We start from the raw sequence: 26,280 nt of genomic DNA, 5'->3' as shown, positions 1-26,280 counted from the left end.
CCCATTGACCGAAGTGACCGACCTCCATGACTGACTATAAAGCGACACTGAATTTGCCGCAGACGGATTTCCCGATGCGCGGCAACCTGGCCAAGCGTGAGCCGGAAATGCTGGCTCAATGGGAGCAGAACGGCATTTACCAGCGTATTCGCGCTGCCAGCGCAGGTCGTCCCAAGTTCATTCTGCACGATGGTCCGCCGTACGCGAACGGCGACTTGCACCTCGGCCACGCGGTTAACAAGGTCCTCAAAGACATCATCATCAAGTCGAAGAGCTTCATCGGCTTCGATGCGCCCTATGTGCCGGGTTGGGACTGCCACGGCCTGCCGATCGAACATAAAGTCGAGACCACCATCGGCCGTGCCGGCGACAAAGTCGACTTCAAAACCTTCCGCGCCGAATGTCGTGCTTATGCGCTGGGTCAGATTGACAACCAGCGTAAAGGCTTTATCCGCATGGGCGTCTTTGGTGATTGGCAAAACCCTTACCTGACGCTGAATCATCAGACCGAAGCTGACATCATTCGCGCGCTCGGCAAGATCGCCGAGAGCGGTCATCTGGTGCGCGGTTTTAAACCGGTGTACTGGAGTGTGGTGGGTGGTTCAGCTTTGGCCGAAGCCGAAGTCGAATACAAAGATAAAACCTCGTTCAGCATCGATGTGCGTTATGCGGCTCAGGATCCGGCTGCGGTCCTGAAAACCTTTGGTACTGATGCGGGCGAAGGTGAGATCGGTGCGGTCATCTGGACCACAACGCCCTGGACCTTACCGGCTTCCCAGGCCATCTCTGTGCATCCGGAACTGGATTATGTGTTGCTGCAAACCGAGGTCGATGGCGCGCCGGCGCGGCTGATCCTCGCCGAAGGTCTGCTCGAAGCAGCGACTGAGCGCCAGGGTCTGGACAAGGTCGAAGTGCTGGCTCGCGCCAAAGGTCAGGTGCTGGAAGGACTGCTGTTCGACCATCCGTTTTACAAGCGTGACATCCCGGTATTGCTCGGCGATCACGTCACTCTGGACGCCGGTACTGGCCTGGTCCACACCGCGCCCGATCACGGCATGGACGATTTTCTGATCTGTCAGCGCTATGGCATTGAAACGCTGAATCCGCTCGATGACGGTGGTGTCTATCGCAACAACGTTGAGCTGTTTGCCGGTGAGCACGTTTATAAAGTCGAGCCGCACATCATCGAAGTGTGCAAAGAACATGGCCGCCTGCTCAGCGAAGGCAAACTGACCCACAGCTACGCGCACTGCTGGCGTACCAAAACGCCGCTGATCTACCGCGCCACGCCGCAGTGGTTTATCAGCATGGACAAGCAAAACCTTCGTGGCCAGGCGCTGGACGCCATCAAGGGCGTGCGCTGGGTGCCAGGCTGGGGGCAGAACCGCATCGAAGCGATGATGGAACAAAGCCCGGATTGGTGTATCTCGCGCCAGCGCACCTGGGGTGTGCCGATCGCCTTTGTGACTCATAAAGAGACTGGCGAGTTGCATCCGGAACTGCCGCGCATCATCGAGGCGGTTGCCGAGCGCGTCGAAAAAGAAGGTATGGATGCCTGGTGGGAACTGGATCTGGCCGACGTCATCAGCGATGCCGATCAGTACGAGAAAGTGACCGATACGCTCGACGTCTGGTTTGATTCCGGCGTCACCCACGACACCGTGTTGCGCAAGCGGCCGGAGTTGGCTCAGTATCCGGCGGATATGTATCTGGAAGGCTCGGATCAGCACCGCGGCTGGTTCCAGTCGTCGCTGAAAACCGCCGTCGCTATCAATGGCAGCGCGCCTTATAAGCAGGTGCTGACGCATGGTTTCACCATCGACGAGAAAGGACACAAGATGTCCAAGTCGCTGGGCAATGGCATCGAGCCGGAAGAAATCTTCAACACCCTGGGCGCCGACATCATGCGGCTCTGGGTCGCCTCGACCGACTACAGCGGCGAGATGGCGATGTCCAAGGAAATCCTCAATCGCACCGCCGATGCTTATCGGCGCATCCGCAATACCGCGCGTTTCTTTATTTCCAACCTGAGCGGTTTCGATCCAGCCCAAGATCAGGTCGAACCGGAGCAGATGCTGGCGCTGGATCGCTGGGCCGTAGATCGCGCTTACCGCTTGCAACAGGAGCTGTCTGACTGCTACGACAACTACCAGTTCGTTCAGGTGTACCAGAAGATCCATCACTTCTGCGTGCTGGATATGGGTGGTTTCTATCTGGATATCATCAAGGATCGCCAGTACACCACCCAGGCCGATTCCTTGGCGCGCCGTTCCTGCCAGACCGCGCTCTATCACGTATTGGAAGCTCTGGTGCGCTGGATTGCACCCATCCTCAGCTTTACCGCTGACGAACTCTGGCAGCATCTGCCTGGCGAACGCAGTTTGAGCGTGTTTGAGCAAACCTGGTATGAAGGTCTGGCCACGCTGTCCGACAGCGAACCGATGAACGGCGCTTTCTGGGCCCAGGTTCAGGCCGCCAAAGAAGGCGTCAACAAGGTGTTGGAACTGGCGCGTAACGAAGGCCGTGTTGGTGGCAGTCTGAAAGCGGAAGTCACGCTCTACTGTGACAGTGAGTTGAAGGCTGCCCTGGCGGAACTGGGTGAAGAGTTGCGCTTTGTCACTTTGACCAGTGAAGCCAAATTGGCCGATTTGAAAGATGCGCCGGCCGATGCCATCGATACCGATCTGGAAGGTTTGAAAGTGGCGGTCGTCGCCTCCGAACAACCGAAGTGCGAGCGTTGCTGGCACCAGCGTCCGGACGTTGGCCTGCATCCGGAGCACCCGGAGCTCTGTGGTCGCTGCGTCGAGAACGTCGCTGGCAGTGGTGAGGTGCGTTACTTTGCCTAAGCTCAATAAGCTGTTTCCAAACGGTCCGCGTCAACTGCTGTGGTTGGTGATTGCTGCCATCGTTATAGCGGTCGATCTGTGGACCAAATCGCTGGCGGTGGAGTTGCTGACCTATCGTCAGCCGGTGCCGATTCTGCCGGTGCTCGATTTCACCTTGCTGCATAATCGCGGCGCGGCGTTCAGTTTTCTGGGCGCGGCCGGTGGCTGGCAACGCTGGTTGTTTGTGTTGATTGCGCTGGCTGTCTCGATTCTGCTGGTGCTCTGGATTATGCGGCTCAAGCCGACCGATCGCTGGGTGTCCATCGCGCTGTCGCTGATTCTCGGTGGCGCGCTGGGCAATCTCTACGACCGGGTGACGCTGGGTTACGTGGTCGATTTTATCCACGCCCACTGGGGCAATAGCTATTTTCCGGCCTTTAATATTGCCGACAGCGCCATTACCGTTGGTGCCATCATGATATTAATTGATGCCTTCTGGCTGGAAAAACGACGTCGCGGAGCGGTGAGTTGAGCATGGACGTGATTCAGGAAAACGCCACCATCACCCTGCATTTTGCGTTGCGTCTGGACAGCGGCGAAACGGTGGACACCACCTTTGAGAAAGCGCCAGCGACGCTGACCATCGGTGATGGCAACCTGCCGGAAGGCTTTGAGCGTCATTTGCTGGGCCTGGCGGTGGGCGACCATCGCACCGTCCGTGTTGAGCCGGAAGATGCTTTCGGTCAGCACAATCCGCAGAACCTCCAGACCTTCAAGCGTGACCAGTTCGGCGCCGACATCGAGCCGGGCATGGTGATGTCGTTCGCTGATGCCGGTAACAATGAGTTACCCGGCGTTATTGCGGAAATCGAAGGCGACTTTGTTACAGTGGACTTCAACCACCCTTTGGCCGGCAAATCGCTGGACTTCGAAGTGGAAATTCTCGCTATAGAGAGCGCGACTGATGGACATTAAACTGGCCAATCCGCGCGGCTTCTGCGCTGGAGTCGACCGCGCCATCGATATCGTTAACCGGGCATTGGAGCTTTATGGTGCGCCGCTCTACGTGCGTCATGAAGTGGTGCACAACAAATTCGTGGTCGACGATCTGCGCCAGCGCGGTGCTGTTTTTGTCGATGAGCTGGACGAAGTACCGGACAATCAACTGGTGATTTTTTCTGCTCACGGCGTGTCGCAGGCAGTGCGGACCGAGGCCGACAAGCGCGGTCTGAAAGTGTTCGATGCCACCTGCCCACTGGTGACCAAGGTGCATCTTGAAGTATCGCGCTACAGCGCCGACGGTATGGAATGCATTCTGATTGGTCACCGTGGCCACCCGGAAGTCGAAGGCACCATGGGTCAGTACGATCACAGCCAGGGCGGCGATATTTACCTGGTCGAGAACGAAGACGACGTCGCCACTCTGCCGGTGCGTGATGAAAGCCGTTTGGCCTATGTCACCCAGACGACCCTGTCGATGGACGACACCGCTCGTATCATCGATGCCCTGCGTGCGCGTTTCCCGCTGATCGAGGGACCGCGCAAAGACGACATCTGCTACGCCACTCAGAATCGCCAGGACGCGGTGAAAACCCTTGCTGCCGAATGCGACATCGTATTGGTCGTTGGCTCCCCGAATTCGTCCAATTCCAATCGATTGCGCGAGCTCGCTGAACGCATGGGTTGCGAAGCCTATCTACTCGACGACGCCAGCCAGTTGCAGGCCAAATGGTTCGAAGGCAAACAACGCATTGGCGTGACAGCCGGCGCTTCCGCTCCGGAAATTCTGGTGACTCAGGTATTGGATGGATTAAAAGCCATCGGCGCTAAAGCTCCCATCGAACTGGATGGCATCCCCGAGAACATCACCTTCTCCATCCCCCGCGAACTGCGCATGAAGGATCTGGGTTAGACCGGACTCTCTCGACGCAAAACATGAAACGGTTGGCAAATTTAACGGCTGACCGTCTCTCACCGCTGCCCTTTCGACCACCGCTCGATTAGCCTGTTTGTTCCACGCCTGACACGGATGAAAGGCATGCACACAGCGAAAGGACTGACGCTGATCGAATTGCTGGTGAGCCTGGCACTGCTCGCAATACTGAGCGCCATGGCGTTACCCAGCTACCGTCAATTGATTCAATTTCAAAGTGCCGATCGGTTGCGTGATGATTTGTTTGCCGCCTTGATGTCGGCGCGTAATCAGGCCACGACCCTGGGTTTGCCCGTCACTATCTGTGGGGCTGCTAATAATCTGTTTACTGCCGAACCGGCTGATTTACGCTGCATTAGCCCGGCCAAAGACTGGTCCGCTGGCTGGTTTGTGTTTATTGATTTAAATGAAGATCGCAAACATCAGCCAGCTGAACGAGTGCTGTCGGTGTATGAAGACACTCCCGCCGATGCTGACCTGACATATAACCAGTCCTATACCCTTCGATTTAACCGCCAAGGTCGCAGTCCCGGCAATAACGGCACCTTTCAGGTACGCAACAACGATATTGGCTATTTGCAATGTGTGGTGGTGTCGAGCACCGGGCGCTTTCGTTTTGAAGTGGCTGGTGATAGACACTGCAGTGCTCAGGCAAGCTGAGATGAAGGTTTCAGCAAGACAGAATGGCGCCACGCTGATTGAAGTTTTGATTGCCGTCGTGCTCCTCGCTATCGGTTTCCTCGGTTATGCCCAGTTACAAACCCGGGCCTTGCAAATCAGCAACGAAGCGCTTTATCAAAGCCGCGCTGCGGTAATGGCGGAGTCTTTGTTCGAGCGATTACGAGCAAATCGTCACCAGGCGCTTAACGGCAATGACTACCTTTTTAATTACGACGGCCAGGGCAACCTGCCGTCGCAGCCAGACTGTGACCTCCAGGATTGCAGCGCAGCGCAAATTGCCCAGCGCGATCTGGCGCTTTGGCTGGAGCAACTCAAGGGCACACTGCCCGGAGTGAGCGCCCGTTTAGAGCGTAAGGGGCACCGTTTTAAGTTATCGATGGATTGGCCCGGCCAAGGCGGACAGGGTCAGCCAGCGGCGGTCTTTATCACCCGGCTGTAAGTGAGGGTAGGGATGCAATCTTCACCCAAGACAATAGGCGCTAGTGGTTTTAGTTTGATTGAATTGCTGGTCGCCATGGCGCTGTCGTTGCTGATCATCAGCACGGTGACGTTGGCTTTGATCAACAGTCAGCGCAGTCACGCCTTGTTGCAACAGCAAGGGCGGTTGCAGGAAACAGCGCGCCTGGCCATGGATATTATTTTGGCGGACTTAAAACAGGTCGGTTTCGTGGGTTGCCCATCCGGTCTATTGAATATTGCCAATTTGGTCAGACCCGACAGCGAAGATTATTTCTCACTGTTTCCTTTAATAAGCGCTGAAGATGATATCGACGATCCTGATCATGATGTCGTAGTTGGCACCGATGTCATCACCCTGACTTTGCTCGAAACCGACGCCGCCTTCAGTGTCGAAAATCAGACGAGTAATGGCAGCGAAACCTATCTCACTCTGGCCAGCGGCAGCCGCTTCGACAGCGGTTACGATGGTGAGATTATGGTGCTGGTCGATAGCAACTGTACCAATATGGCCATTTTCCGGGCCACCCGGATTAGCAATACCTCGCTAGCAGTAACGACCTTACCGCCGGAGTCAAACGAACGTAATAACTACAATTGCACGCATCGGTTGAGAGGCAATTTTACCTGCTCAGATACCAGCAATGCCGACGTTCAGCCAACCTATGCACCGGGTTCCATGCTCTATCCGTTGCAGCAGCGTAGCTATGCAATTCGCAATAAAGACAACGCCGGTAACGAGCTGGGGCAAATCAATACCACCGCAAACGACGAGATGCTGCTCAAAGGTGTCGATGATCTACAGCTGCTGTATGGCCTGGACACCGACAACCCTCGCGATGGCATCGTCGACCGCTTTGTTGATGCCCAGCAGATTAAGGCGTCCAGCGTGTTGGATTTTTCTCAGCTTGTGGTCGTTGAGCTAAGCGTCACGGTCAGCTCGGAGTCTTCGCTAGAAAGCGACGAGGCACTTTCCACAACGCTTTCTACGACGTTATCCAGCAGCGTTTATCTGCACAATGGAGGCTGGTGATGCGTGCAGTCAAACAGCAATCCGGCGTGGTGTTGATTCTGGTGCTGGTGTTTATGTTGGTGCTCAGTATTGCCGCTGTGGCGGCCATGCAGTTGGCGACTATGGAGCAGCAACTGAGCGGTCATCTGAGTGAGCGCAATCGCAGTTTGCAGTGGACAGAAGCGGCACTGACGAACATCGTCGATGATTTGAGGCTGGCCGATTTTGAGATCAATGCGGCCGGTCAGCTGTGTGAAACTGACTCCAATCATTGTTTTTCCAGCCAGTGTCTACAAGGACGATGCTTCGATGGCAGCTACAATGCCGCCCTCGAAGCTGATGAGGCTGATCAATGTATTTTGTCGGCGCGCAGTGCGCAGGATGAATGGTTTCAGGATCCGTCTCGCTGGTTAAGCTCAGGTCAGAATCAGCAGTCGGAACTCGAATTTTCTGCCGCCGCCGACTCGGTACCGGTCTATGGCTTGATCGAATGGCGCTGTTTTATACCCATCGACAACACCGACCCGAGCGTCAACAACGCTCATCAATTTCAGTTCAGTCACTGGCAGCCGTTGTTCCGTATCACCGCTTATACCTTGGGCCGCGGCGAACAGGCGCGAGTGATGACCCAGGTTTTATATAGCCCAGGTAAAGGTCGTTTTGGCTGGCGTGAAATACCGCTGCGTTTTGCACCCTGAGATATTTCAATCAAGGAGGATTGAGATGCACAAACAACGGGGATTTACCCTGATCGAGCTAATGATGGTTATGGCCATTCTTGCCATTTTGTTAGCGCTGGTTATTCCGGGCTACCAGCAAACGGTGCGTCAATCGCGACGTACTGAAGCGGTCAGCTTGTTAACGACTGTGGCCAGTTTGCAACAACAATTAAAAACCCGTGCCGGGCATTTCACCAGCGATACCGCCGAACTGGATACGACCTTATTGAAGCAGGATTATTATCAACTGAGCATGGTTGTGGGTGGCGAGACCCCACTGAATATTTCGACTGGGTCATCTCATGTGCAGCTCGATTGCACCGCCGATCCCTGTTTCAAAGTGATTGCCGTCGCCGGGGGTAGTCAGCAAGCCGATACCGACTGCGCCATCTTCACCCTCGACCATCTCAGTCGCAAACGTTCCTACGATCATAACGGTCAACAAAACCAGGCCGGGCCGGACGATCCCTGCTGGTAAGCCCGCGCTTAAGGGCTCGGACTTGTCCTGACCCGGTCTTTGCCGGACAATACCGCCCCGCTCGCGACAAGGGTTCGCCTTTCATGACATTGCGCGTCGCTCTGGCCCAGTTCCGGTTCCCGGTGGGCGACATTCCCGGTAACACCGACAAGGTGCTCGATCTGGCGCGCGAGGCCCAGGCCGATGGCGCCGACCTGATCGTTTTTCCCGAACTCACCCTGGCCGGTTATCCACCGGAAGATCTGCTGCTGCGTCCCAGTCTGGAGTTGCGCATCAATGAGGCGATTGAACGGCTGAAGACGGCTGAGCTGAACATCGCCATGGTGGTGGGTTATCCGGAACGTGAAGCGGGCAAACTCTACAACAAGGCCATGGTGGTTCAGCATGGCCGGGTTATCGCCGACTACCGCAAACAGCATCTGCCCAATTACCAGGTGTTCGATGAAAAACGCTATTTCACCAAAGCCAGTGAAACCTGCGTGTTCGAATTCAAAGGCGCCAGGATTGCGCTGACCATCTGCGAAGACATCTGGTACGACGGCCCGGCCCGTCGCGCCGCCGAAGCCGGTGCCGAGATCAACATCAACATCAACGGCAGTCCCTATCATATCGATCGCGAAGCCCAGCGCCATGAGCAAGTCGGGCGGGTGGCGCGTTCGACCAATATGACCACGGTCTACGTCAATCACATCGGCGGTCAGGACGAACTGGTGTTCGATGGCGCCTCTTTTATTGCCGAAGCCGATGGCCGCATCAGCCTGACCTTGCCGGCCTATCGCGAATGTCTGCACAGCTGCGATCTGGAACGCACCGAGTCTGGCTGGCGGGTCACCGAGCCGGTCAAGGCGCCGGTCTTGTCGATTGAAGCCTCGCTCTATGAAGCACTGAAACTGGGCCTGGCCGACTATGTCAATCGCAACGGTTTTCCGGGCGTGGTGTTGGGTCTGTCCGGTGGTATCGATTCGGCATTGAGCGCGGCCATTGCTGTCGATGCGCTCGGCCCGGATCGGGTTATGGCGGTGATGATGCCCTACCAATACACCGCCAAGATGAGCCTGGAAGACGCTGAAGCCGAAGCCAAACTGCTGGGCATCCGCTATGAAGTGCTGCCCATCGGTGATGCCTATGAAGCGGCGCACACTACCCTGGCACCTATGTTTGCAGGCAAGGCCGTCGATACCACCGAGCAAAATATGCAGTCGCGGTTGCGCGGCCTGTTTCTGATGGCGCTCTCCAACAAGCTCGGTTTCATGGTGCTGACCACCGGCAACAAGAGTGAGATGGCGGTCGGTTACGCCACGCTGTATGGCGATATGTGCGGTGGTTTCAACGCGCTCAAAGACGTGCCCAAAACCTGGGTGTATCGCCTGGCGCGCTGGCGCAACACTCAAGGCGAAGCAATTCCAGAACGAGTGATTACCCGACCGCCGTCGGCCGAGCTGGCGCCGGATCAAAAAGACGAAGACAGCCTGCCCGGCTACGACATCCTCGACGCCATTATCGAGCGCTATGTCGAACGCGACGAAAGCCTCGAAGCCATTGTTGCCGCCGGCTTCGAGCGCGACGTCGTCGCTCAGGTTATTCGCCTGATCGACATCAACGAATACAAGCGCCGTCAGGCACCGGAAGGCGTGCGGGTGACTCCGCGCGGTTTCGGCCGGGATCGGCGCTACCCCATTACCCAAGGGTGGAAACCAGGACTATGAATATTCTCTGGGATTTGGACGGCACGCTGGTCGATTCCATGCCGGTGATCGTGCAGGCGATGAATGAAACCCGCCGGGCGTACGATCTGCCTGCGTTACCCTTTGCCGAATTAAAACCCTTTATCGGCCCGTCCATTCATCCGACCTTTGCGCACTTTCTGAACACCGACGACGCTGAACGCATTGACGCGGCGGTGCGTCATTACCGCGCGATCTGCGATGAAACACTGGCTGATATTCCGGTGTTTGACGGCGTTGAGTCGGTGCTTGAATCGCTGGCCGAAGCCGGTTGTCAGCAGTTTGTGGCGACGGCCAAGTACCGGCCGGTCGCTCGTGAACTGTTGAAACTGACCGGTCTGGATCGCTGGTTTATCGACGTCTATGGCTCGGGTGAGGGCGGTGCGTTGGGCCACAAGCCCGAATTGCTGGCACATTTGCTGGCGGAGGAAGGCTTGCGTCCGGCGGAAACGCTGATGATCGGCGACACCCATTACGATATGGCAGCCGCCCGCGCCAATGACCTGACCGCCATCGGCGTTGCCTGGGGTTATGGCGAAAACGACGCTTTGCTTGAGGGTGGCGCGCACCACCTGGTTAACACGCCGGATGAGTTGCTGGCGGCGATTCGTGCCAGCCTGGTTTGCGTTTGCTAACTAAACCAGCCCAGCGTCAGCAACTTAACCCACCAGCGTTCCTGCTCGATGTAGGGTGAGTGGTATTCGCCATTGCGCAGCGTCGGGTGATCAGGATACTGCTCGCGCAACTGGGCCAGTGCCAGTGTTCGGTCATCCGGACGGCCCAACGCTTCATAAGACTCGATCAGCACCACCAAGGCATCACTTTGCGCGCTGACGCCCGGGTAGTGTGTCTGTACGACTTTGGCGCGCTCGGCCGCGGCAATCCAGGCGCCGCGACGCATATAGTAGTCGGCCACCACCAGTTCGTGGCGTGCCAGCGCATCCTTCAGCAGAATCATCGTATCGATGGCTTCACTACGATAGGCCGAGGTCGGAAAACGGTCGGTGTAGTCTTTCAGTGCACTGAAGGCACGTTCACCATCCTGCTGCGAACGCTGCGCCAAATCCCCGCGTCCGGTGATGCCGGCATTTTCTTCATAGAGCCGGTAATAGCTCATGCCTTTCAGGTACCAGGCGTAATCGACGCTCGGATGGTCCGGATTCAGGCGGGTAAAGCGATCGGCATCCAGCACGGCCTGAGCAAAATCGCGGCTGCGATAGCGCGCGTACATCAGATCAAGCTGGGTTTGCTGAGCGTAGCGACCGAAGGGAAAACGGTTCTGTAACTGTTCCAGCGTATCAATCGCCAAATCATAACTCTGGCGGTCAATGTAGTCGGATGCCTGTTCATAGAGCGCCTGCTCGGATTCGGCATCATTGGAACCGAAGAGCGCGCAGCCGCCCAGGCCGGTCACTAAAATGAACAAAGTAAGGAGCTTGGTGAACAACGAAGGCATGGGTTGAATCCGGCCGGTGACGTACAATGGGCGGCTATTGTAACCACAGTCACCTAAGGGCACCAATGATCGCATCCGCCGAGCGCCTGATCGAAACGGTTGAGGTTCCTCTGGAACTGGGCCGGAAACGCTTTGACCAGATCGCCGCCACTCTGTTCAGTGAGCATTCCCGCTCGCGCATTCAGCAATGGATCAAAGACGGCGAGTTGCGCGTCGACGGCCAGGTGCGCAAAGCCAAAGACAAACTGATCGGTGGTGAAACCCTGCATCTGGATGCAACGCTTGAGGCCGACGAGCGCTGGGAAGCCGAGCCGGTCGAATTGGATGTGGTCTACGCCGATGATGACCTCATTGTTATCGATAAACCCGCCGGCCTGGTGGTGCATCCTGGCGCTGGTACGCCCGGCGGTACGGTGCTCAACGGCCTGCTGTATCACTACCCGGAACTGGCGCAGGTGCCGCGTGCTGGCATCGTCCACCGACTCGATAAAGACACCACGGGCTTGATGGTGGTGGCGCGCAGCCTGACCGCCCACACCTCCTTAGTAAATCAATTGCAAACCCGCACCATGGGCCGCGAATACGAGGCGGTAGCCAGTGGCGTGATGACCGGTGGCGGTACCGTCGACGAGCCAATCGGTCGTCACCCGACCCAGCGCGTCAAGATGGCGGTGACCCCGGTGGGTAAGGAAGCGGTTACTCACTATCGGGTGCTGGAACGTTTTCGTAACCACACGCTGGTGCGCTGCAAGCTGGAAAGCGGCCGCACTCACCAGATTCGTGTGCATCTGTCGCACATCGGTTATCCGCTGGTGGGCGACCCGCTCTACGCCGGTCGCCACCGCCTGCCCAAGGGTGTGCATCCGCAGGTGGCCGAAGCCTTGCGCAACTTCGGGCGTCAGGCATTACACGCAGCACGACTGGAACTGCAGCACCCAAAAACGGGTGAGGTGATGGCCTGGGAATCGGAATTGCCGGACGATCTGATTGATTTGCTGGCGCTACTGGAAGCCGAAGTGGAAGGCGATTTGCCATGAGTGTCACCTTTCCGGACTGGCCGTTGCCGCAAGGTGTCCGCTTAGCCTGGACGCAACGCTCTGGCGGTGTCAGCCAGGCACCATTCGACAGTTTCAATTTGGCGCATCATGTCGGTGACGATGCCGCCGCTGTTGATGCCAACCGTCAGCAACTGCTCACTTCGCTGCCCGGCTGCACCGATATCCGCTGGCTCAGCCAGGTGCACGGTACCGATGTCAAAGATGTCTGCCTCAGTCAAAACGGTGAGCCTGCCGATGCGGCTATTACCTCTGAACCCGGGCTCGCCGCCTGCGTGATGACCGCCGACTGTTTACCGGTGTTCTTCTGGCAGCAGGATGGCCGTCAGGTCGCCATCGCCCACGCTGGCTGGCGCGGCTTGGCCGGCGGCGTGCTGGCGAATACGCTGGCGCAATTCGATGATCCGGCGCAGGTGCAGTGTGGTCTTGGTCCCGCCATCGGTCGGACCGCTTTTGAAGTTGGCGCTGATGTCGTCGACGCCTTCTCTGGTTGGCCCAATGCCGATCTTGCTTTTCAGCCTACCGGCAAGGCCAATAAATGGCTGGCCGATTTGCCAGCGTTGGCTGCGGCCTGGTTACAGCGAGCTGGAGTTGCAACGGTGTATTGCTGCGGCGAATGCACCTTTGTGCAGGGCGATGACTACTATTCCTACCGACGTGATGGCCGCACCGGCCGCATGGCTAATCTGATCTGGATTGCCGCCAAATAAAGTGCTGCTTGACTAAGGTCAAAGCACCGCATTTCAAGCGCTTGTTATTGCGTCCTATGCCCCTATCTGCTTGGGTAACAGAAACCTCGATGAGGACACCTCATGCGTATTGATCGTTTGACCTCGAAACTGCAGGTCGCGCTCTCAGATGCCCAATCCATTGCGCTTGGGCGGGACCACAACTTTATGGAACCGGCGCACTTGCTGCAGGCGCTGATCGAGCAAAAAGGCTCGTCCATCGTGCCGATGCTGAATCAGGCCGGCGTTAATCTGGGTCAGTTAAAGCAGTCGCTGGGTCATTATCTGGATGGCCTCGCCGTGATCGACAATCACGACGGCGAAGTGCATATGTCCAACGATCTCGGCCGGGTGATGAACCTGGCTGACAAGCTGGCGCAAAAACGCGACGACCAGTTTATTGCCAGTGAACTGGTGCTATTGGCCATGGTTCAGGATCGCTCGCGCATTGCTTCGTTGCTGCAAGAAGCCGGTGCCACCAGCGCCAAGCTGGAAGCGGCCATCGATGCCATTCGTGGTGGCGAATCGGTGAACAGCGCCGAAGCCGAAGAAAGCCGTCAGGCGTTGGAGCGTTACACCATCGATCTGACCGAACGCGCCGAATCCGGCAAGCTCGATCCGGTGATTGGCCGCGACGACGAAATCCGTCGCACCATTCAGGTATTGCAGCGCCGTCGCAAAAATAACCCGGTGCTGATCGGCGAACCCGGCGTCGGTAAAACCGCCATCGTTGAAGGTTTGGCGCAGCGTATCGTCAACGGTGAAGTGCCGGAAAACCTGAAGAATAAGCGCGTCTTATCGCTCGACCTAGGCGCCTTGCTGGCCGGTGCTAAATACCGCGGCGAATTCGAAGAACGCTTGAAAGCAGTCTTGAACGAGTTGTCGAAACAGGAAGGTCAGATCATTCTGTTTATCGACGAACTGCACACCATGGTTGGTGCCGGCAAAGCCGAAGGCGCTATGGACGCCGGCAATATGCTTAAGCCGGCCTTGGCGCGTGGCGAACTGCATTGCGTGGGTGCCACCACGCTCAACGAATACCGCCAGCACATCGAAAAAGACGGTGCTTTGGAGCGGCGTTTTCAAAAGGTCGTGGTTAACGAGCCGAGCGAAGAAGACTCCATCGCTATCCTGCGCGGTTTGAAAGAACGCTACGAAGTGCACCACGGTGTCACCATTACCGACTCGGCCATTATTGCCGCAGTAAAACTGTCGCAACGTTATATCACCGACCGGCAATTGCCCGACAAGGCGATCGACCTGGTCGATGAAGCCGCCAGCCGTATTCGCATGGAAATCGACTCCAAACCGGAGAGCATGGACAAGCTTGAGCGTCGTCTGATTCAGTTGAAAATTGAAGCCGAAGCGCTGAAAAAAGACGACGACAAATTGACCCGCAAAACGCTCGACCAACTGAACAGCACCATCGAACAGTTGGAGCGCGAATACGCCGACTTAGAAGAAATCTGGAATACCGAGAAGGCGGCAGTGCAGGGCACCCAGTCAATCAAAGAAGCGCTGGAACAAACTCGCGTCGAGCTGGAAAATGCCCGCCGCAGCGGTGATCTGGCGCGGATGTCCGAGCTGCAGTACGGCCGCATTCCCGATCTGCAAAAGCAGCTCGATATGGCCAGCCAGGCGGAAATGATGGACATGCAGTTGCTGCATAACAAAGTGACTGACGAAAGTATCGCCAACGTTATCGCGCGCTGGACCGGTATTCCGGTCGAGAAGATGCTCGAAGGCGAACGCGAAAAACTGCTGCGCATGGAAGACAATCTGCACGGTCGGGTGGTCGGTCAGCACGAGGCGGTTGAAGCCGTGGCCAACGCTATTCGTCGCTCGCGTTCAGGACTGTCCGATCCGAACCGACCCAATGGCTCCTTCTTGTTCCTCGGTCCGACCGGTGTCGGTAAAACCGAGCTGTGCAAAGCGCTGGCCGGTTTTCTGTTCGACACCGAAGACGCCATGGTACGCATCGACATGTCCGAGTTTATGGAGAAACACTCGGTTGCGCGTTTGATCGGTGCCCCGCCGGGCTATGTCGGTTATGAAGAGGGTGGTTATCTGACCGAAGCAGTACGCCGCCGGCCTTACTCGGTGATACTGCTCGACGAAGTCGAAAAGGCGCACCCGGATGTGTTCAATATCCTATTGCAGGTGCTTGACGATGGTCGTCTGACCGATGGTCAGGGTCGCACCGTTGACTTCCGCAACACCGTTATTGTCATGACGTCCAACCTGGGTAGCGACATCATTCAGTCGCTGGCGGGTGAGGAAAATTACGAGTCGATGAAGTCGGCGGTCATGGAGGTCGTCGGCCAGCATTTCCGGCCGGAATTTATCAACCGGGTCGATGAAGTGGTGGTGTTCCACCCGTTGGCTGAAGATCAGATTCGTGGCATTGCCGCTATCCAACTCGACGGCTTGCGCAAGCGTTTGGCCGACCAGGGGCTGAAACTGCACCTGACCGATGCTGCCATGGACAAGCTCTGCGCCGCCGGTTATGACCCGGTTTATGGCGCTCGTCCGCTCAAACGCACCATTCAGCGTGAGCTGGAAAATGGCCTGGCGCAATCGCTGTTGCGCGGTGATTTTGGCTATGGCGACGCCATTGAGGCCGATGTTCGGGATGATCAGATCGTCTTTACCGTCGGCCACTGAGTCGTTGATAAACGCAACCCGGGCACTGCCCGGGTTTTTTTTGAGCAGGATTTGACAGGGTTGATAAAGCGCTTTATCTTCGCGGCAATAAGCGAATAATAACAACCGTACTGATGTTACCCAGGTGACTTGCCGCCATGCCCAACACCCGTAAACGCGCCACTCAGTCCGACGTCGCCCGCCTGGCAGGCGTGTCTCCGGCCGTGGTGTCGACGGTGATTCGCGGCAAGAGCAACCACAATATCCGGGTCAGCGACGAAACCCGGCTGCGCGTGCTTGAGGCCATGAAAGAACTCAATTACGTGCCGGATGTGGTGGCCCAGACTTTGGCCGGCGGCAAGCGCCGTATCATCGGCCTGTTCAGTTTCGAAGCGGTGTTCCCCAAAGAGCAGAACGACTTCTTCCGGCCGTTCCTGCTCGGTGTCGAAAAGGCCGCCGAAGCCAATGGCTACGACCTGATGTTGTTTACTTCAGCGCCGGTGAAAAACGGTCGCCGCGCTATTTACAGCGACGGCATTAACCGTCTGGCGCTGGCCGATGGGGTGGTATTGATGGGTCGCAACCCGGCGCCGGAAGACCTGCAACGGCTCGACGACGAAGGTTTTCCCTTTGTTTATATCGGTCGTAAAGACGCGCCAGGGCGAAGCCTCAGCTATGTGGCAGCCGATTACCGCCACGCCACCCTGGATGTGCTGGAACAATTTAGCGAGCACGGCCACCGGCGTGTGCTCTACCTGGGCGAAGCCAAACCCAGTGAGCGCCACCATGATCGCGAAGCTGGCTATCAGGATGCGCTGTCGCGCGAGCTGATCGACAGCGATGCCTCGTTACGCCATCGCCGAGCGGCCACCCAGTTGGACGCCGCCTGGCTCGAGGGCGTTTTGGCCGCCGGCGCCACCGCTGCGGTGGTTGAAGACATCCTGCAAGCGGAGCAGCTGTTTCGCTTGTTAACGGATCGTGGTCTGAGCGTGCCGGATGATTTCACTATTGGTCTGCTCGGCGAGCCCGATGCGCCGACCGACCTGAATCTGGACTGGTGTGGTTTCACCATACCGCGTGAGGAGATGGGCTTTCAGGCTTTTATCTCGCTGCTGTCGCGGTTGGAACGACCCATGGCGAAAGCCGCCATGCAAGTGACGTTGCCTTGCACCTTCCACCCCGGAGCCACACTGGCTCCCTGTCCGGCGCTTACCGCCTGACAGTCTAAACCCCAGGAAACCAGCGGACAGCGGAGTCCACCAGCAACAAAAACAACAAAGAGGTTTAAATGATAATGCGCTTAATCAAAACCACTACCTTCGCCTTAGGCCTTGGCCTGGCGATCAGCTCTCACACTCAGGCGGAAGATCTGCGTTTTACCGTCTGGACCGGCAGTGCCGCTCATCTGGGTATGCTCAATGAGTTTGCCGATGGCTTTCGTGAAACCCACCCGAATGTGAATGTTCAGTTTGAAACCATTCCGTTCGGCGACTACATCCAGAAGCTGACCTTGCAGATTGGCGGTGGTAACCCACCGGATCTGGGCTGGATGCTCGAAGGCGCCGCCCCGACCTTTATCGAATCCAACGTCCTGCAGGACATCAGCCCGACCTTAACGGCCAACACAGAATACCAACTGGATGACTTCGCCGACTCGGCCATGGGCCTGTGGTACAAGGACGACGCTCTGTATGGCGTGCCGTTTTCCACGTCGCCTTTCGTCGTCTTCTACAACGCCGATCTGTTCGAAGCCGCTGGTCTGGATAACCCGTCCGAACTGGCTGCCCGTGGTGAGTGGACCTGGGAAACACTGCGTGAATCCGCCGCCCAACTGGCCGATGCCAGCAACGGACGTTACGGCTTTGAATCCATGGACGGCCAGGGTTACGACAGCCGTGTTTGGGACACCCTGGTACCGCTGATTCGTGCCTACGGTGGCGATGTTTGGGAAGGCGACAGCTGCACCCTGGACAGCCCTGAAGCCGTGCAAGCGGTTGAGCTCTATCACGACATGATCTTTGCCGATCAATCGGCAGTTCCGCCGGGTGAAATGGGCGACTTCTTCAACGGTCAGTCAGCCCTGACTTACACCCAGATCTCGCGCGCCTCCAAACTCGATGACGCCGATTTTGACTGGGGCATCGCACCGATGCCATCCGGCCCGGCCGGCGCCAGCCCGATCATTGGTCAGGCCGCCATCGTGGTGTTCAAAGGCAGCCCGAATGCTGAACTCGCCACCGAATTCCTGGCCTATATGACCAGCCAGATTGGTGTTGAACGCATGGCCGAATATTTCCCGCCAGCGCGTACCTCGGTATTGGCATCGACCGCCTTTTTGAACTCCAACCCGCGTCTGAATGAGCAAATGATGACCGTGGTCGGTGAGCAGATTGAGCACGGTCGGGTGCTGCCGGCGCATGAGCGTCTGCCGATGATCAAGTCCGCCACACGCGGCACTCTGGATCGTCTGTGGTTGCCTGATGCCGATGTGGCTGAAGTGCTGAGCGATGCCTGCCGTCGCATCGAACGCGAGCTGTAATTGGCGCGCGTGCTGAGTCAAACGGACGTCGGCAACAGCCGGCGTCCCCTGTTTTGTTTCGTCTGGTAAGAGCTATGTCTTCGACACCTGTCGTTACCGCACCAACAATGAATCGTTCGGCGCGCTTTCACGAAAGCCTGTCGGGCTGGTTATTCATCAGTCCGTTGCTGACCGGTTTCTGTTTGTTTTTTGTCGGTCCCTTGATTGCCATCTTTGTGTACTCGCTGACCGAGTGGAATATTTTGTCGCAACAATCCAGCTTTGTTGGTTTGGAAAATTATCGCGACATCCTCTTTGAGAATCCTGAATTCTGGGAAGTGCTGCGCAACTCCCTGGTGTTCGCTGCCGGCCTGGTGCCATTGAATGTGGCGCTCGCTCTGGTATTGGCGTTGGCACTGAATCGCGCTTTTCACGGCGTTATTGTGTTTCGCACTATGTTTTTCGCACCGGTGGTCACTGCCGGTGCTGCCTGGGCCATTGTGTGGACTTTTTTGCTGCAAAAAGAATCCGGCGGCATCAATCAGATGCTGGCGCTGATTGGCATCGATGGTCCTAACTGGTTGCGCCAACCGGACTGGGCCATGTTCAGCGTTATCGTCACCCGGGTGCTGAAAAACGTCGGCTTGAATATGATTTTGTATCTGGCCGCTTTGCAAACCATTCCGCGCGATTACGCCGAAGCCGCGACGCTTGATGGCGCTGGTCGCTGGCATATTTTCCGTCATCTGACCTGGCCAATGCTGGCGCCGACGACGCTGGTGATCAGCATCGTCACCGTGGTCGGTTCGTTAAAAGTGTTCGATCACATCTATCTGATGACCGGTGGTGGGCCGGAAAATGCCACTCTGGTGCTTGCTTATTACATCTACGAACGCGCCTTCGAATTCTTCGAAGTCGGTTACGCCAGTGCGCTCGCTGTGGTGCTCTTTGTAGTCACCCTGGGTCTCACCCTGGCGCAGTGGTTTATGAAGAAGGAGAGCAACTGAGATGACTAGCTTGGTTCAAAGTTCGCGCTCCTATGAGGCTGGCGACCGTGGCCGGTTAATTCGCCTGTCGCTGAAAAAAATCTGTTGGTATCTGGCGTTGATCGGCCTGAGCATTCCGTTCGTGTTTCCCTTTATCTGGATGCTGTCCGGATCGCTGAAAACACAGAGTGAAATTACCGCCTTTCCGCCCAAGCTGATTCCCGAAAGTCCGGCCTGGGAAAACTACGTCGAGATTTTCAGTTACCAGCCCTTTGCACAGCAATATTTTAATTCGCTGTACATTGCGGCGGCGGTCACGCTGCTGATTCTTGCCGTCGCTTCGCTGGCCGGTTACGCCTTCGCGCGGCTGAAATTTCGCGGCAGTAATTTCTTATTCGTCTTCCTGTTAATGGGGCTGATGATGCCCGAGGAAGTCACCATCATTCCCAACTTTTACTGGATGAAACATCTGGGGTTGGTGAATACCCATTGGCCATTGATCCTGCTGCCGGTGTTCGGCTCGCAAGGCATCATCGCCACCTTTTTGATGCGCCAGTTCTTCGCGGCTTTGCCAGTGGAATTGGAAGAAGCGGCCAAGCTCGATGGCCTCAGTCGCTTCGGCATCTTCTGGCGCATTGCGCTGCCCTTGTCGAAACCGGCGCTTGCGGCGGTCGCCATCATATCCTTCCTGCATTCCTGGAATCTGCTGCTGGAACCTTTGGTGTTCCTCAGTGATCTGGACAAATTCACCGTACCACTGGCACTGACCAACTTCTCCGATGCTTACGGTTTACCTCTGTGGCATCTGCAACTGGCGGCAACCTCGCTGTCGGTGATTCCGGTCTTGTTGGTGTACATCATCGCCCAGCGACAAATCGTCGAAAGTTTCGCGATGTCGGGCGTTAAGGGGTAAGCATGACTCAAGCAACCAAAACCACTACCGTGGCCACCCAACCAGCACCGCATTATCAACTGGTGGTAATGGGCGGTGGGCCTTCCGGTGCTATGGCCGCAACCATGGCCGCGCGTCTTGGCGTGAAAACCTTGCTGATCGAACGCGGCGGTTTTCTCGGCGGCACGTTAACCATGATGGGCGTCAGTCCGATGATGACCTTTCACAATCCGGCCGGTGAACAGGTCGTCTGGGGACTGGCGGATGAAATGGTCGAACGGCTCAAGGCGCTGGGTGCGTCACCCGGTCATGTCGTCGACTCAATTACCTATTGTTCTACGGTCACACCCTTCGATGCCGAAGCTTTGAAGCGCGTTTTGGAAGAAATGGTGGTCGAGGCCGGTGCCGATATTCTCTACCACACCATGCTTGCCGATGTGAAAGTTGAAGGCGATCGCATTAAGCATCTGGTGGTATGCAACAAAGGCGGCTTGTCGGAAGTGACCGCCGATCATTTTATCGATGCCACCGGTGATGGCGACCTGTCATCGCGCGCGGGTATTCCGTTCGAAATGGGTCGCGAAGGCGATCATGCCACTCAGCCGATGACGATGAACGTGAAGATCGGCGGTGTCGATATCGAGCGCATCAAAGCCGATGTTCAGGCGCACCCGGAAAACTATGAATTCGACCTTGGCCAGGAAGAGGGTGTACGCCGCGCCCTGGCAACCGAACGTCTCAGTCTGAAGGCTTTCGGCAAGCAGTGGATGGATTATCGCCGTCGCAATAACGTCACCATTCCACGCGAATACATCCTGTTTTTCGAAACCCATGAGCGTGGCACCGTGGTGGTTAACTCGTCACGTTTGCAGGGCTTCGATGCCACAAATCCCTGGGATGTGACGCGCGCTGAAATCGAAGGCCGTCGGCAGTGTTATCAGATTTATCGCTTCCTGAAAGACGAAGCCATTGGCTTTGAAAACAGTGTGCTGTTGTCGACGCCCTATCACGTCGGCGTGCGTGATTCGCGACGCATCAAAGGCGCTTATGTATTGACCGCTGATGATGTCATGAATCAGGTGAAATATGACGACACCGTGGTGCAGGGGGCTTATCCGATCGATGTGCATTCACCGGATAAAGAAGCCACCGAATCCATTCACCTGTCACCCAACCACACCTACTTTATTCCGTTGCGTTGCTTGTATGCGCCACAGATAAGCAACCTGGTGGTGGCTGGTCGTTGCATCAGTGCCGATCACAATGCGTTTTCAGCGATACGGGTAACGCCCATTGCCATGTCCATCGGTCAGGCTGCGGGTGCCGCTGCGGCCTTGGCGGCGGCAGGCAAGGTCAGCGTCGCCGAGGTTGATCCCAAGGCGGTGCAACAAGCGCTGCAGGATCAGGGCGCCAAGCTGAAACTCTGAAGCAGTAAAGTTTGGCGGCGGCTTTCGGGTCGCCGCTTTTTTTCATCTGAAAAGGAGGCAACTCACTCAATTTTTTCACCTAAACCCACTTCGAGGACACAACAATGACAATATTTTCGAAGCATTTTTTTACCTGCATACTCGGTGCAGTAATGGCGGCCAATGTTTACGCGGCACCGCCCAATCTGAACCACCAAAGTGTGGTTGTTGATCCGGCCAATCTGGCTGAAGATGACACCGGCGAGATTATTTTCCCAAGCCTGCTGCGGGTGGCCGATCATGTCGCCAATCCGCTGGGTAATTATTATCTGTATTTCGCGCCGCACGATGCGCCGGGCGATATTAAAGTCGCCTACGCTGATAACATCGAAGGCCCTTACACCGAATACGCCGGCAACCCGCTGATCGACAACAGCGGTCAGGGCAAGTTAGGTGTCTCGGCGGTTTCGCACGTGTCCAGCCCTAATGTTGTTTGGATGGAGCAATACAACAAATACTTCCTCTACTTCCATGGCGAAAACAACACCACGCGCTGGGCCTGGTCGACCGATGGTCTGAACTGGACGATAGCAAACGACAACATCGCCGTGACGGCGGCCGATTTTAACGCCGCCTTTGGCAGCGGTTTCACCGAAACCTCCTACGCGCGGGTGTTCGAATACACCATTCCAACCTGGGGCGATCGCTACACCATGGTGTTAATGGTTAACCGCAACAACACCCGCAGCATTGCTCTGGCAACCTCCAACGACGGCAAGCATTTCACGCCGCGCGACGGTGCCTTGGTATCGCCCGGGCCCGATGGTCAAAGCCATATTTCCGGTGCCTTTTATTGGCAGGACGCCGGCAAGCACTATGTGCTGTATCACGGTGCCAGCAATATTTATTACACCGAAGTGGGCGCTAATTTCGATCAGGAAATTCATCATGGAATTTTCTACGATCCGGCCAGCATCGGCCCTGAATACAACAAGGCCGCCGAGCCCTTCCTGCACTATGAAAATGGCCAGTGGCATATGTTCTATTCGGTGGGTCCGCGCCTGAGTCAGAAGATCGGTTATGCCAATGAAAGTGATCCACCACCGACCGCCGATCTTGGCATCGTTGTCGACAACGACAGCGCCGATTTTCTACGCAGCAGTAGCGGCTGGTTGAGCAGTAACTCCACCTATGGCTACTGGGGCACCGATTATCTGGTCGATGAAAACGCCGGTACCGATGCGGATGTCTGGGCGGTGTGGCAACCGACGCTGCCGACCAGTGGTGAATATCAGGTTTACGCCCGGTGGAGTGCAAACAGCAACCGACCGGATGCGGTTCTGTATCGCGTTTATCACCAAGGCCAGGTTACCGAGGTTTGGAAAAACCAGACCATTAACGGCAACAGCTGGCAGTCGCTGGGCAGCTATTGGTTTGACGCCAACGACCAGGCTAATAACCGTGTATCCATCGACGCGGCGAGTGACTTAGGACGCACTATTGCCGATTCGGTGCACTTTGTGCCGGTCGACTAATCGGCTAAAAACAGCAGTGGCTGAAGCCACTGCTTTTTTTACCGCCATCACGATTACAGCGTGCCTTCGCGATAGGATTGATACGTCGTCGCAACCGCCGGTTGAAAACCCAGCTCTCGACTTAAACGACCATCGGCCTGCAAAAACCAGGGGTTTTCCAGAGGGGCGGCCGATGGGGCTATGGGTGAACCGGCCAAAGCGGTGAGTTCGTAAATCGTCATCGGCGCATCATCGACAATGTTCACCACTTTTTGGTCCATGACCCCGGTTAAAGCCAAGTTCACGGCGTTAGCGATGTCGCGGTGGTGAACCATGCTCATCCGGGTGGCCGGATGCCAGCCTAATCGCTCGACCAGATTCGCGACCATATCGATGTGTCCGTCATCATCGCCATACACAAATGCCAGCCGTAGAATCGACCAGTTCAAGCCACTGGCGCGCAGCGCGCGCTCAGCCTCCAGTTTGCTGGCGGGGTAGGCTAAAACCGGTGCAACCTCGTCGTCTTCGCGGGCTGGACGTGGCGTGTCTTTGTCGTAGATGTTGCTGGTGCTCGCCATGATAAACCGCGCTTCGGGTGCGAACTGCTGCGCCGCTGCAATCAGGTTCCGGGTACCTTCGGCGTTGGCTTTCCAGATCAGGTCTTCATCTTGAGTACGAAAGGTTGCGGCCAGATGGATGATGGCGGTTACACCCCGAACAGCATCGGGCAGGGTTGATGGGTCGAGCAGGTCACCTTCGACAATGGCGACGTCTTCTTCAATAGACTTTCCAGGGCGAACCAGTGCGCGACAATCGACACCATCAGCCACCAGGCGTTTGAGTAAACGCGAGCCCACCAAACCTGTGCTACCGGTTATTAAAATAGTCATGTTTCACTATCTCCAATTGGGTAATGTTCCAGACGTTCGGTAGCGGTTTGAAGTACGTTGGCGATCAGATTGAGAGTCTCTTCATCCACATCTTTGAAGGCGATTTCTCGGATCTGGGCAATGGGATTAGGAAGCCTTTCCCACAGCTGCCGCCCTTGCTCGGTCAGTGACAACACCCGTTGTCGTTTGTTGCTGGGATCTGGTGACTGATTGATAAAACCCTTACGCACCAATGCGCTGACAATGTCACTTAACGTTGGCTTTTCGACCTTAAGCAGTTTAATAAAGTCGCGTTGAGGCATCGCCTCATTCTGCGCCAGGTGGAACAGGACCAACCATTGAGTGGAACCCAGATCGTAAGGCCGCAGTAAGCGCTCCATAAAAGCGCGACTGGCCAGTTGATAGCGTTTTATCCATTTACCAGCAGGGTGATGTTGCAGATGATCCAAGCAAACCTCCAAGGTTCGCTACCGAACTAAATATTATTCGGTACCGAACTATTAAGCAATTGGTCGATAGTCATGTGTTTCGTTCAGTGGGTCGATGCCGTGCGGGGAACATTGTACCGGTGGCAAGACGCGGGTGCAGGACCCGGTTTATTCCGCATCGGGCAGGGCGGCGTCGGCCGCCATCTCGGCCATAATCCAATCGTGAAACTGACGCATGGCGAAACTCATCGGTCGGTCTTTTTGGTAAACCAGATAGAGCGCTTTGCCCAGTTCCAGTTGCAAAGGCCAGGCGACAACCAACTGACCGCTTTGAAATTCTTCGCTGACCAGACTTAAATCGGTCAGCGCTATCCCCAGCCCCCGCGCTGCCGCCTGAGCCGTCAGCAAGCCACTGGAGAAGTGCTGGCCTTTACGACTTTCCTGAAACACAGTGCCCGCCGCTTCAAACCAGGCGGGCCATTCGTCCGGCCTTTCCATGACATGCAACAGAGTGAAGGCGGTCAGATCGCTGGGTTGGCGGATCGGCCGTTCGGCAAGTAATTCGGGTGAGCATACCGGCACCAGAGCGACATCTTTGAGGTGCAATAATTCAACGTCATCCCAACGACCATCACCGAAATAGACGGCCATGTCGGTATTGCTGTGGGAAAAATCGACGCGGTCTACCGATGCTGATATATCCAGCTCGATATTGGGATGTTGCTCATAAAAGCGGCTGATGCGAGGTAACACCCAGCGCGTTAAAAAGGCCGGCGCCACCGCCAGGGTCAACTCGCCGCTGTTGTGGCTGGCGGTCAGTTTTTGGGTGGCTTTGTCGATGTCATTGAGCGCTTTTTGAATGGTCTTCAGATAGTCCTTGCCAGCCGAGGTCAATTCAATGCGCCGGGTCTGGCGAATAAACAGCGCCACTTCCAGAAAGGATTCCAGCGTTTTGATCTGGTGGCTGATCGCCGATGGCGTGACAAACAGCTCTCGTGCTGCCTGCTGAAAACTGCCCAGGCGAGCGGCGGCTTCGAAACTGCGCAGACTGTTCAGTGGCGGTAAGCGTTGGATAAGCCTGCTCCATGGATGAATTCAATTCAAGTATAGCCGGAAATCAGGCTCAGTGTCGTTGCTGCTGATGGCTTAAATCAGGGCATGAGATGCCATTTCGACAGCTCAGGCGCCGCCATTGATGCAGGTCAAAAAATAATCAGTTCGCCACTTGAAGGCCTGGCGGTCGCACCTATATTTCGCCTTGCCAAAGTTGGCAGTGATAGCAAAGGAGGTGGCAATTATGAGCAATAAAATGTTGTCAGCTTCAAAATTCGCGCCCCGGAATTGGTTCAAGCACGAAGCTCGACAAGCTGACGAGAGAATGCCGAGCCGGTCCTATGGTTTTCCGGTTTCGCGTCTACACGAGGAAATGGATCGTTGGTTTGATGATGCCCTGCGTACTTTCGGCTGGCCATTAAGCGAACGGGCAATTGATCCTTTTGCTGGTGAAGAGTCGTTGATGCTGATGCCCAGTGTCGATATCCACGAAGGTGACAAGGCGTATCGCATCAGTGTGGAAGTACCTGGCGTTGAGGAGTCTGATCTTAAGCTGGAAGTCGATGGCCATCAGTTGGTCGTCAGTGGTGAGAAGCTGCAACACAGCAGCGAAGGCGAAGAGGGCGACAAAGCCTACCGAGTTGAACGTCGGTATGGTCAGTTCCGGCGGGTGCTGAGTCTGCCAGATGATGCCTTGGTCGATGACATCAGCGCGCGCTTCCGTAATGGCGTCCTGACGGTAACCGTGCCGCGCGATGAGAGTCGGGTCGATGTGGGTCGACATATCCCCATCGAAAAAGCCTGACTTGATATTGAAAAAGCCCGCTTCGGCGGGCTTTTTTAGATGTTATAAAAGCCTGTTGCAAAGACAAACTCTCTGCCG

At 56.3% G+C, this 26,280-nt stretch carries 25 protein-coding genes; 21 read left to right on the top strand and 4 right to left on the bottom strand.

Going from position 1 to position 26,280, the window contains the following annotated elements:
- Positions 1 to 26: 26 nt before the first annotated feature.
- The 11 genes from ileS (at position 27) to ACXAE6_RS02235 (ending at position 10,463) form a co-directional block, all read left to right on the top strand.
- Positions 27 to 2,846, top strand: coding sequence for an isoleucine--tRNA ligase (gene ileS, locus ACXAE6_RS02285; RefSeq protein WP_475143926.1), 2,820 nt, complete (start codon positions 27 to 29; stop codon positions 2,844 to 2,846).
- Positions 2,839 to 3,357 (top strand): signal peptidase II, encoded by a 519-nt coding sequence (gene lspA, locus ACXAE6_RS02280; RefSeq protein ID WP_475143924.1) that lies wholly within the window; start codon positions 2,839 to 2,841, stop codon positions 3,355 to 3,357. The genes ileS and lspA overlap by 8 nt, the downstream gene beginning before the upstream one ends.
- A gap of 2 nt (positions 3,358 to 3,359) precedes the next feature.
- Complete coding sequence (gene fkpB, locus ACXAE6_RS02275) at positions 3,360 to 3,800, top strand: FKBP-type peptidyl-prolyl cis-trans isomerase (protein ID WP_392800413.1); 441 nt, start codon at positions 3,360 to 3,362, stop codon at positions 3,798 to 3,800.
- Complete coding sequence (gene ispH / locus ACXAE6_RS02270; protein ID WP_475143923.1) at positions 3,790 to 4,737, top strand: 4-hydroxy-3-methylbut-2-enyl diphosphate reductase; 948 nt, start codon at positions 3,790 to 3,792, stop codon at positions 4,735 to 4,737. The genes fkpB and ispH overlap by 11 nt, the downstream gene beginning before the upstream one ends.
- Before the next feature lie 126 nt (positions 4,738 to 4,863).
- A complete protein-coding gene (locus tag ACXAE6_RS02265) occupies positions 4,864 to 5,418 on the top strand; it encodes a GspH/FimT family pseudopilin (RefSeq protein ID WP_475143921.1) in 555 nt (184 codons plus the stop codon).
- Between the two features lies 1 nt (position 5,419).
- A complete protein-coding gene (gene pilV / locus ACXAE6_RS02260) occupies positions 5,420 to 5,878 on the top strand; it encodes a type IV pilus modification protein PilV (RefSeq protein WP_475143919.1) in 459 nt (152 codons plus the stop codon).
- A gap of 12 nt (positions 5,879 to 5,890) precedes the next feature.
- Positions 5,891 to 6,928 (top strand): PilW family protein, encoded by a 1,038-nt coding sequence (locus ACXAE6_RS02255; RefSeq protein ID WP_475143917.1) that lies wholly within the window; start codon positions 5,891 to 5,893, stop codon positions 6,926 to 6,928.
- Complete coding sequence (locus ACXAE6_RS02250) at positions 6,928 to 7,605, top strand: pilus assembly PilX family protein (RefSeq protein WP_475143915.1); 678 nt, start codon at positions 6,928 to 6,930, stop codon at positions 7,603 to 7,605. The genes ACXAE6_RS02255 and ACXAE6_RS02250 overlap by 1 nt, the downstream gene beginning before the upstream one ends.
- Before the next feature lie 25 nt (positions 7,606 to 7,630).
- Positions 7,631 to 8,104, top strand: a complete 474-nt coding sequence (locus ACXAE6_RS02245) for a type IV pilin protein (protein ID WP_475143913.1) — start codon at positions 7,631 to 7,633, stop codon at positions 8,102 to 8,104.
- Positions 8,105 to 8,187: 83 nt separating this feature from the next.
- Positions 8,188 to 9,810, top strand: a complete 1,623-nt coding sequence (locus ACXAE6_RS02240; protein WP_475143911.1) for an NAD+ synthase — start codon at positions 8,188 to 8,190, stop codon at positions 9,808 to 9,810.
- Positions 9,807 to 10,463, top strand: coding sequence for an HAD family hydrolase (locus ACXAE6_RS02235; RefSeq protein WP_475143910.1), 657 nt, complete (start codon positions 9,807 to 9,809; stop codon positions 10,461 to 10,463). The genes ACXAE6_RS02240 and ACXAE6_RS02235 overlap by 4 nt, the downstream gene beginning before the upstream one ends.
- On the opposite strand, the gene ACXAE6_RS02230 is transcribed toward ACXAE6_RS02235, so the two are convergent.
- Entirely contained in the window at positions 10,460 to 11,284 is an 825-nt protein-coding gene (locus tag ACXAE6_RS02230; protein ID WP_475143909.1) for an outer membrane protein assembly factor BamD, read from the bottom strand. The genes ACXAE6_RS02235 and ACXAE6_RS02230 overlap by 4 nt on opposite strands.
- A gap of 65 nt (positions 11,285 to 11,349) precedes the next feature.
- Here ACXAE6_RS02230 and rluD point away from each other — a divergent pair, with 65 nt between their 5' ends.
- The 9 genes from rluD to ACXAE6_RS02185 all read left to right on the top strand — a co-directional run bounded on the left by rluD (position 11,350) and on the right by ACXAE6_RS02185 (position 23,047).
- Positions 11,350 to 12,321 carry a 23S rRNA pseudouridine(1911/1915/1917) synthase RluD gene (rluD, locus tag ACXAE6_RS02225; protein ID WP_475143907.1) on the top strand — a complete coding sequence of 324 codons (972 nt, stop codon included), beginning with the start codon at positions 11,350 to 11,352 and terminating at the stop codon, positions 12,319 to 12,321.
- On the top strand, positions 12,318 to 13,049 hold the full coding sequence (gene pgeF, locus ACXAE6_RS02220; protein WP_475143905.1) for a peptidoglycan editing factor PgeF: 732 nt from the start codon (positions 12,318 to 12,320) through the stop codon (positions 13,047 to 13,049). Before rluD ends, pgeF begins: the two co-directional genes overlap by 4 nt.
- 102 nt (positions 13,050 to 13,151) lie before the next feature.
- Positions 13,152 to 15,731 (top strand): ATP-dependent chaperone ClpB, encoded by a 2,580-nt coding sequence (clpB, locus tag ACXAE6_RS02215; RefSeq protein WP_475143902.1) that lies wholly within the window; start codon positions 13,152 to 13,154, stop codon positions 15,729 to 15,731.
- Between the two features lie 137 nt (positions 15,732 to 15,868).
- Positions 15,869 to 16,930 carry a LacI family DNA-binding transcriptional regulator gene (locus ACXAE6_RS02210; RefSeq protein WP_475143900.1) on the top strand — a complete coding sequence of 354 codons (1,062 nt, stop codon included), beginning with the start codon at positions 15,869 to 15,871 and terminating at the stop codon, positions 16,928 to 16,930.
- Between the two features lie 68 nt (positions 16,931 to 16,998).
- Positions 16,999 to 18,249 carry an ABC transporter substrate-binding protein gene (locus tag ACXAE6_RS02205; RefSeq protein ID WP_475143898.1) on the top strand — a complete coding sequence of 417 codons (1,251 nt, stop codon included), beginning with the start codon at positions 16,999 to 17,001 and terminating at the stop codon, positions 18,247 to 18,249.
- Between the two features lie 74 nt (positions 18,250 to 18,323).
- Positions 18,324 to 19,235, top strand: a complete 912-nt coding sequence (locus ACXAE6_RS02200) for a carbohydrate ABC transporter permease (RefSeq protein ID WP_475143896.1) — start codon at positions 18,324 to 18,326, stop codon at positions 19,233 to 19,235.
- A gap of 1 nt (position 19,236) precedes the next feature.
- Positions 19,237 to 20,127: a carbohydrate ABC transporter permease gene (locus tag ACXAE6_RS02195; RefSeq protein WP_475143894.1), complete on the top strand. Its 891-nt coding sequence runs from the start codon at positions 19,237 to 19,239 to the stop codon at positions 20,125 to 20,127.
- A 2-nt stretch (positions 20,128 to 20,129) separates the two neighbouring features.
- The gene (locus ACXAE6_RS02190; RefSeq protein WP_475143893.1) at positions 20,130 to 21,533 is read left to right on the top strand and encodes an FAD-dependent oxidoreductase; all 1,404 of its coding nucleotides are present in this window, start codon (positions 20,130 to 20,132) and stop codon (positions 21,531 to 21,533) included.
- A gap of 104 nt (positions 21,534 to 21,637) precedes the next feature.
- The gene (locus ACXAE6_RS02185) at positions 21,638 to 23,047 is read left to right on the top strand and encodes a golvesin C-terminal-like domain-containing protein (protein ID WP_475143892.1); all 1,410 of its coding nucleotides are present in this window, start codon (positions 21,638 to 21,640) and stop codon (positions 23,045 to 23,047) included.
- A gap of 53 nt (positions 23,048 to 23,100) precedes the next feature.
- Here the strand turns inward: ACXAE6_RS02185 and ACXAE6_RS02180 are convergent, their stop codons facing one another.
- The 3 genes from ACXAE6_RS02180 to gcvA all read right to left on the bottom strand — a co-directional run bounded on the left by ACXAE6_RS02180 (position 23,101) and on the right by gcvA (position 25,418).
- The gene (locus ACXAE6_RS02180; RefSeq protein WP_475143890.1) at positions 23,101 to 23,916 is read right to left on the bottom strand and encodes an NAD-dependent epimerase/dehydratase family protein; all 816 of its coding nucleotides are present in this window, start codon (positions 23,914 to 23,916) and stop codon (positions 23,101 to 23,103) included.
- Positions 23,913 to 24,365: a MarR family winged helix-turn-helix transcriptional regulator gene (locus ACXAE6_RS02175; RefSeq protein WP_475143887.1), complete on the bottom strand. Its 453-nt coding sequence runs from the start codon at positions 24,363 to 24,365 to the stop codon at positions 23,913 to 23,915. Before ACXAE6_RS02175 ends, ACXAE6_RS02180 begins: the two co-directional genes overlap by 4 nt.
- A gap of 147 nt (positions 24,366 to 24,512) precedes the next feature.
- Positions 24,513 to 25,418, bottom strand: coding sequence for a transcriptional regulator GcvA (gene gcvA / locus ACXAE6_RS02170; RefSeq protein WP_475151693.1), 906 nt, complete (start codon positions 25,416 to 25,418; stop codon positions 24,513 to 24,515).
- A 352-nt stretch (positions 25,419 to 25,770) separates the two neighbouring features.
- On the opposite strand from gcvA, the gene ACXAE6_RS02165 reads away from it, so the two are divergent.
- Positions 25,771 to 26,202: an Hsp20/alpha crystallin family protein gene (locus tag ACXAE6_RS02165; RefSeq protein ID WP_475143885.1), complete on the top strand. Its 432-nt coding sequence runs from the start codon at positions 25,771 to 25,773 to the stop codon at positions 26,200 to 26,202.
- Positions 26,203 to 26,280 lie beyond the last annotated feature (78 nt).

Source organism: Saccharospirillum sp. ABV4_185, from assembly GCF_056159245.1.
The sequence above is the reverse complement of the archived record's forward strand: the minus strand, read 5'-3'. Positions and strand labels throughout refer to the sequence as shown.

What these genes read in the sequence shown, in the direction of transcription:
- rluD (WP_475143907.1), top strand. Translation starts at nt 11,350, where the DNA reads ATGATCGCATCCGCCGAGCGCCTGATCGAAACGGTTGAGGTTCCTCTG.
- ACXAE6_RS02255 (WP_475143917.1), top strand. Translation starts at nt 5,891, where the DNA reads ATGCAATCTTCACCCAAGACAATAGGCGCTAGTGGTTTTAGTTTGATT.
- ACXAE6_RS02185 (WP_475143892.1), top strand. Translation starts at nt 21,638, where the DNA reads ATGACAATATTTTCGAAGCATTTTTTTACCTGCATACTCGGTGCAGTA.
- ispH (WP_475143923.1), top strand. Translation starts at nt 3,790, where the DNA reads ATGGACATTAAACTGGCCAATCCGCGCGGCTTCTGCGCTGGAGTCGAC.
- clpB (WP_475143902.1), top strand. Translation starts at nt 13,152, where the DNA reads ATGCGTATTGATCGTTTGACCTCGAAACTGCAGGTCGCGCTCTCAGAT.
- ACXAE6_RS02265 (WP_475143921.1), top strand. Translation starts at nt 4,864, where the DNA reads ATGCACACAGCGAAAGGACTGACGCTGATCGAATTGCTGGTGAGCCTG.
- ACXAE6_RS02180 (WP_475143890.1), bottom strand. Translation starts at nt 23,916, where the DNA reads ATGACTATTTTAATAACCGGTAGCACAGGTTTGGTGGGCTCGCGTTTA.
- ACXAE6_RS02235 (WP_475143910.1), top strand. Translation starts at nt 9,807, where the DNA reads ATGAATATTCTCTGGGATTTGGACGGCACGCTGGTCGATTCCATGCCG.
- ACXAE6_RS02250 (WP_475143915.1), top strand. Translation starts at nt 6,928, where the DNA reads ATGCGTGCAGTCAAACAGCAATCCGGCGTGGTGTTGATTCTGGTGCTG.
- ACXAE6_RS02210 (WP_475143900.1), top strand. Translation starts at nt 15,869, where the DNA reads ATGCCCAACACCCGTAAACGCGCCACTCAGTCCGACGTCGCCCGCCTG.
- ACXAE6_RS02240 (WP_475143911.1), top strand. Translation starts at nt 8,188, where the DNA reads ATGACATTGCGCGTCGCTCTGGCCCAGTTCCGGTTCCCGGTGGGCGAC.
- ACXAE6_RS02195 (WP_475143894.1), top strand. Translation starts at nt 19,237, where the DNA reads ATGACTAGCTTGGTTCAAAGTTCGCGCTCCTATGAGGCTGGCGACCGT.
- ileS (WP_475143926.1), top strand. Translation starts at nt 27, where the DNA reads ATGACTGACTATAAAGCGACACTGAATTTGCCGCAGACGGATTTCCCG.
- ACXAE6_RS02205 (WP_475143898.1), top strand. Translation starts at nt 16,999, where the DNA reads ATGATAATGCGCTTAATCAAAACCACTACCTTCGCCTTAGGCCTTGGC.
- pilV (WP_475143919.1), top strand. Translation starts at nt 5,420, where the DNA reads ATGAAGGTTTCAGCAAGACAGAATGGCGCCACGCTGATTGAAGTTTTG.
- ACXAE6_RS02165 (WP_475143885.1), top strand. Translation starts at nt 25,771, where the DNA reads ATGGATCGTTGGTTTGATGATGCCCTGCGTACTTTCGGCTGGCCATTA.
- ACXAE6_RS02200 (WP_475143896.1), top strand. Translation starts at nt 18,324, where the DNA reads ATGTCTTCGACACCTGTCGTTACCGCACCAACAATGAATCGTTCGGCG.
- fkpB (WP_392800413.1), top strand. Translation starts at nt 3,360, where the DNA reads ATGGACGTGATTCAGGAAAACGCCACCATCACCCTGCATTTTGCGTTG.
- ACXAE6_RS02245 (WP_475143913.1), top strand. Translation starts at nt 7,631, where the DNA reads ATGCACAAACAACGGGGATTTACCCTGATCGAGCTAATGATGGTTATG.
- pgeF (WP_475143905.1), top strand. Translation starts at nt 12,318, where the DNA reads ATGAGTGTCACCTTTCCGGACTGGCCGTTGCCGCAAGGTGTCCGCTTA.
- ACXAE6_RS02190 (WP_475143893.1), top strand. Translation starts at nt 20,130, where the DNA reads ATGACTCAAGCAACCAAAACCACTACCGTGGCCACCCAACCAGCACCG.
- ACXAE6_RS02230 (WP_475143909.1), bottom strand. Translation starts at nt 11,284, where the DNA reads ATGCCTTCGTTGTTCACCAAGCTCCTTACTTTGTTCATTTTAGTGACC.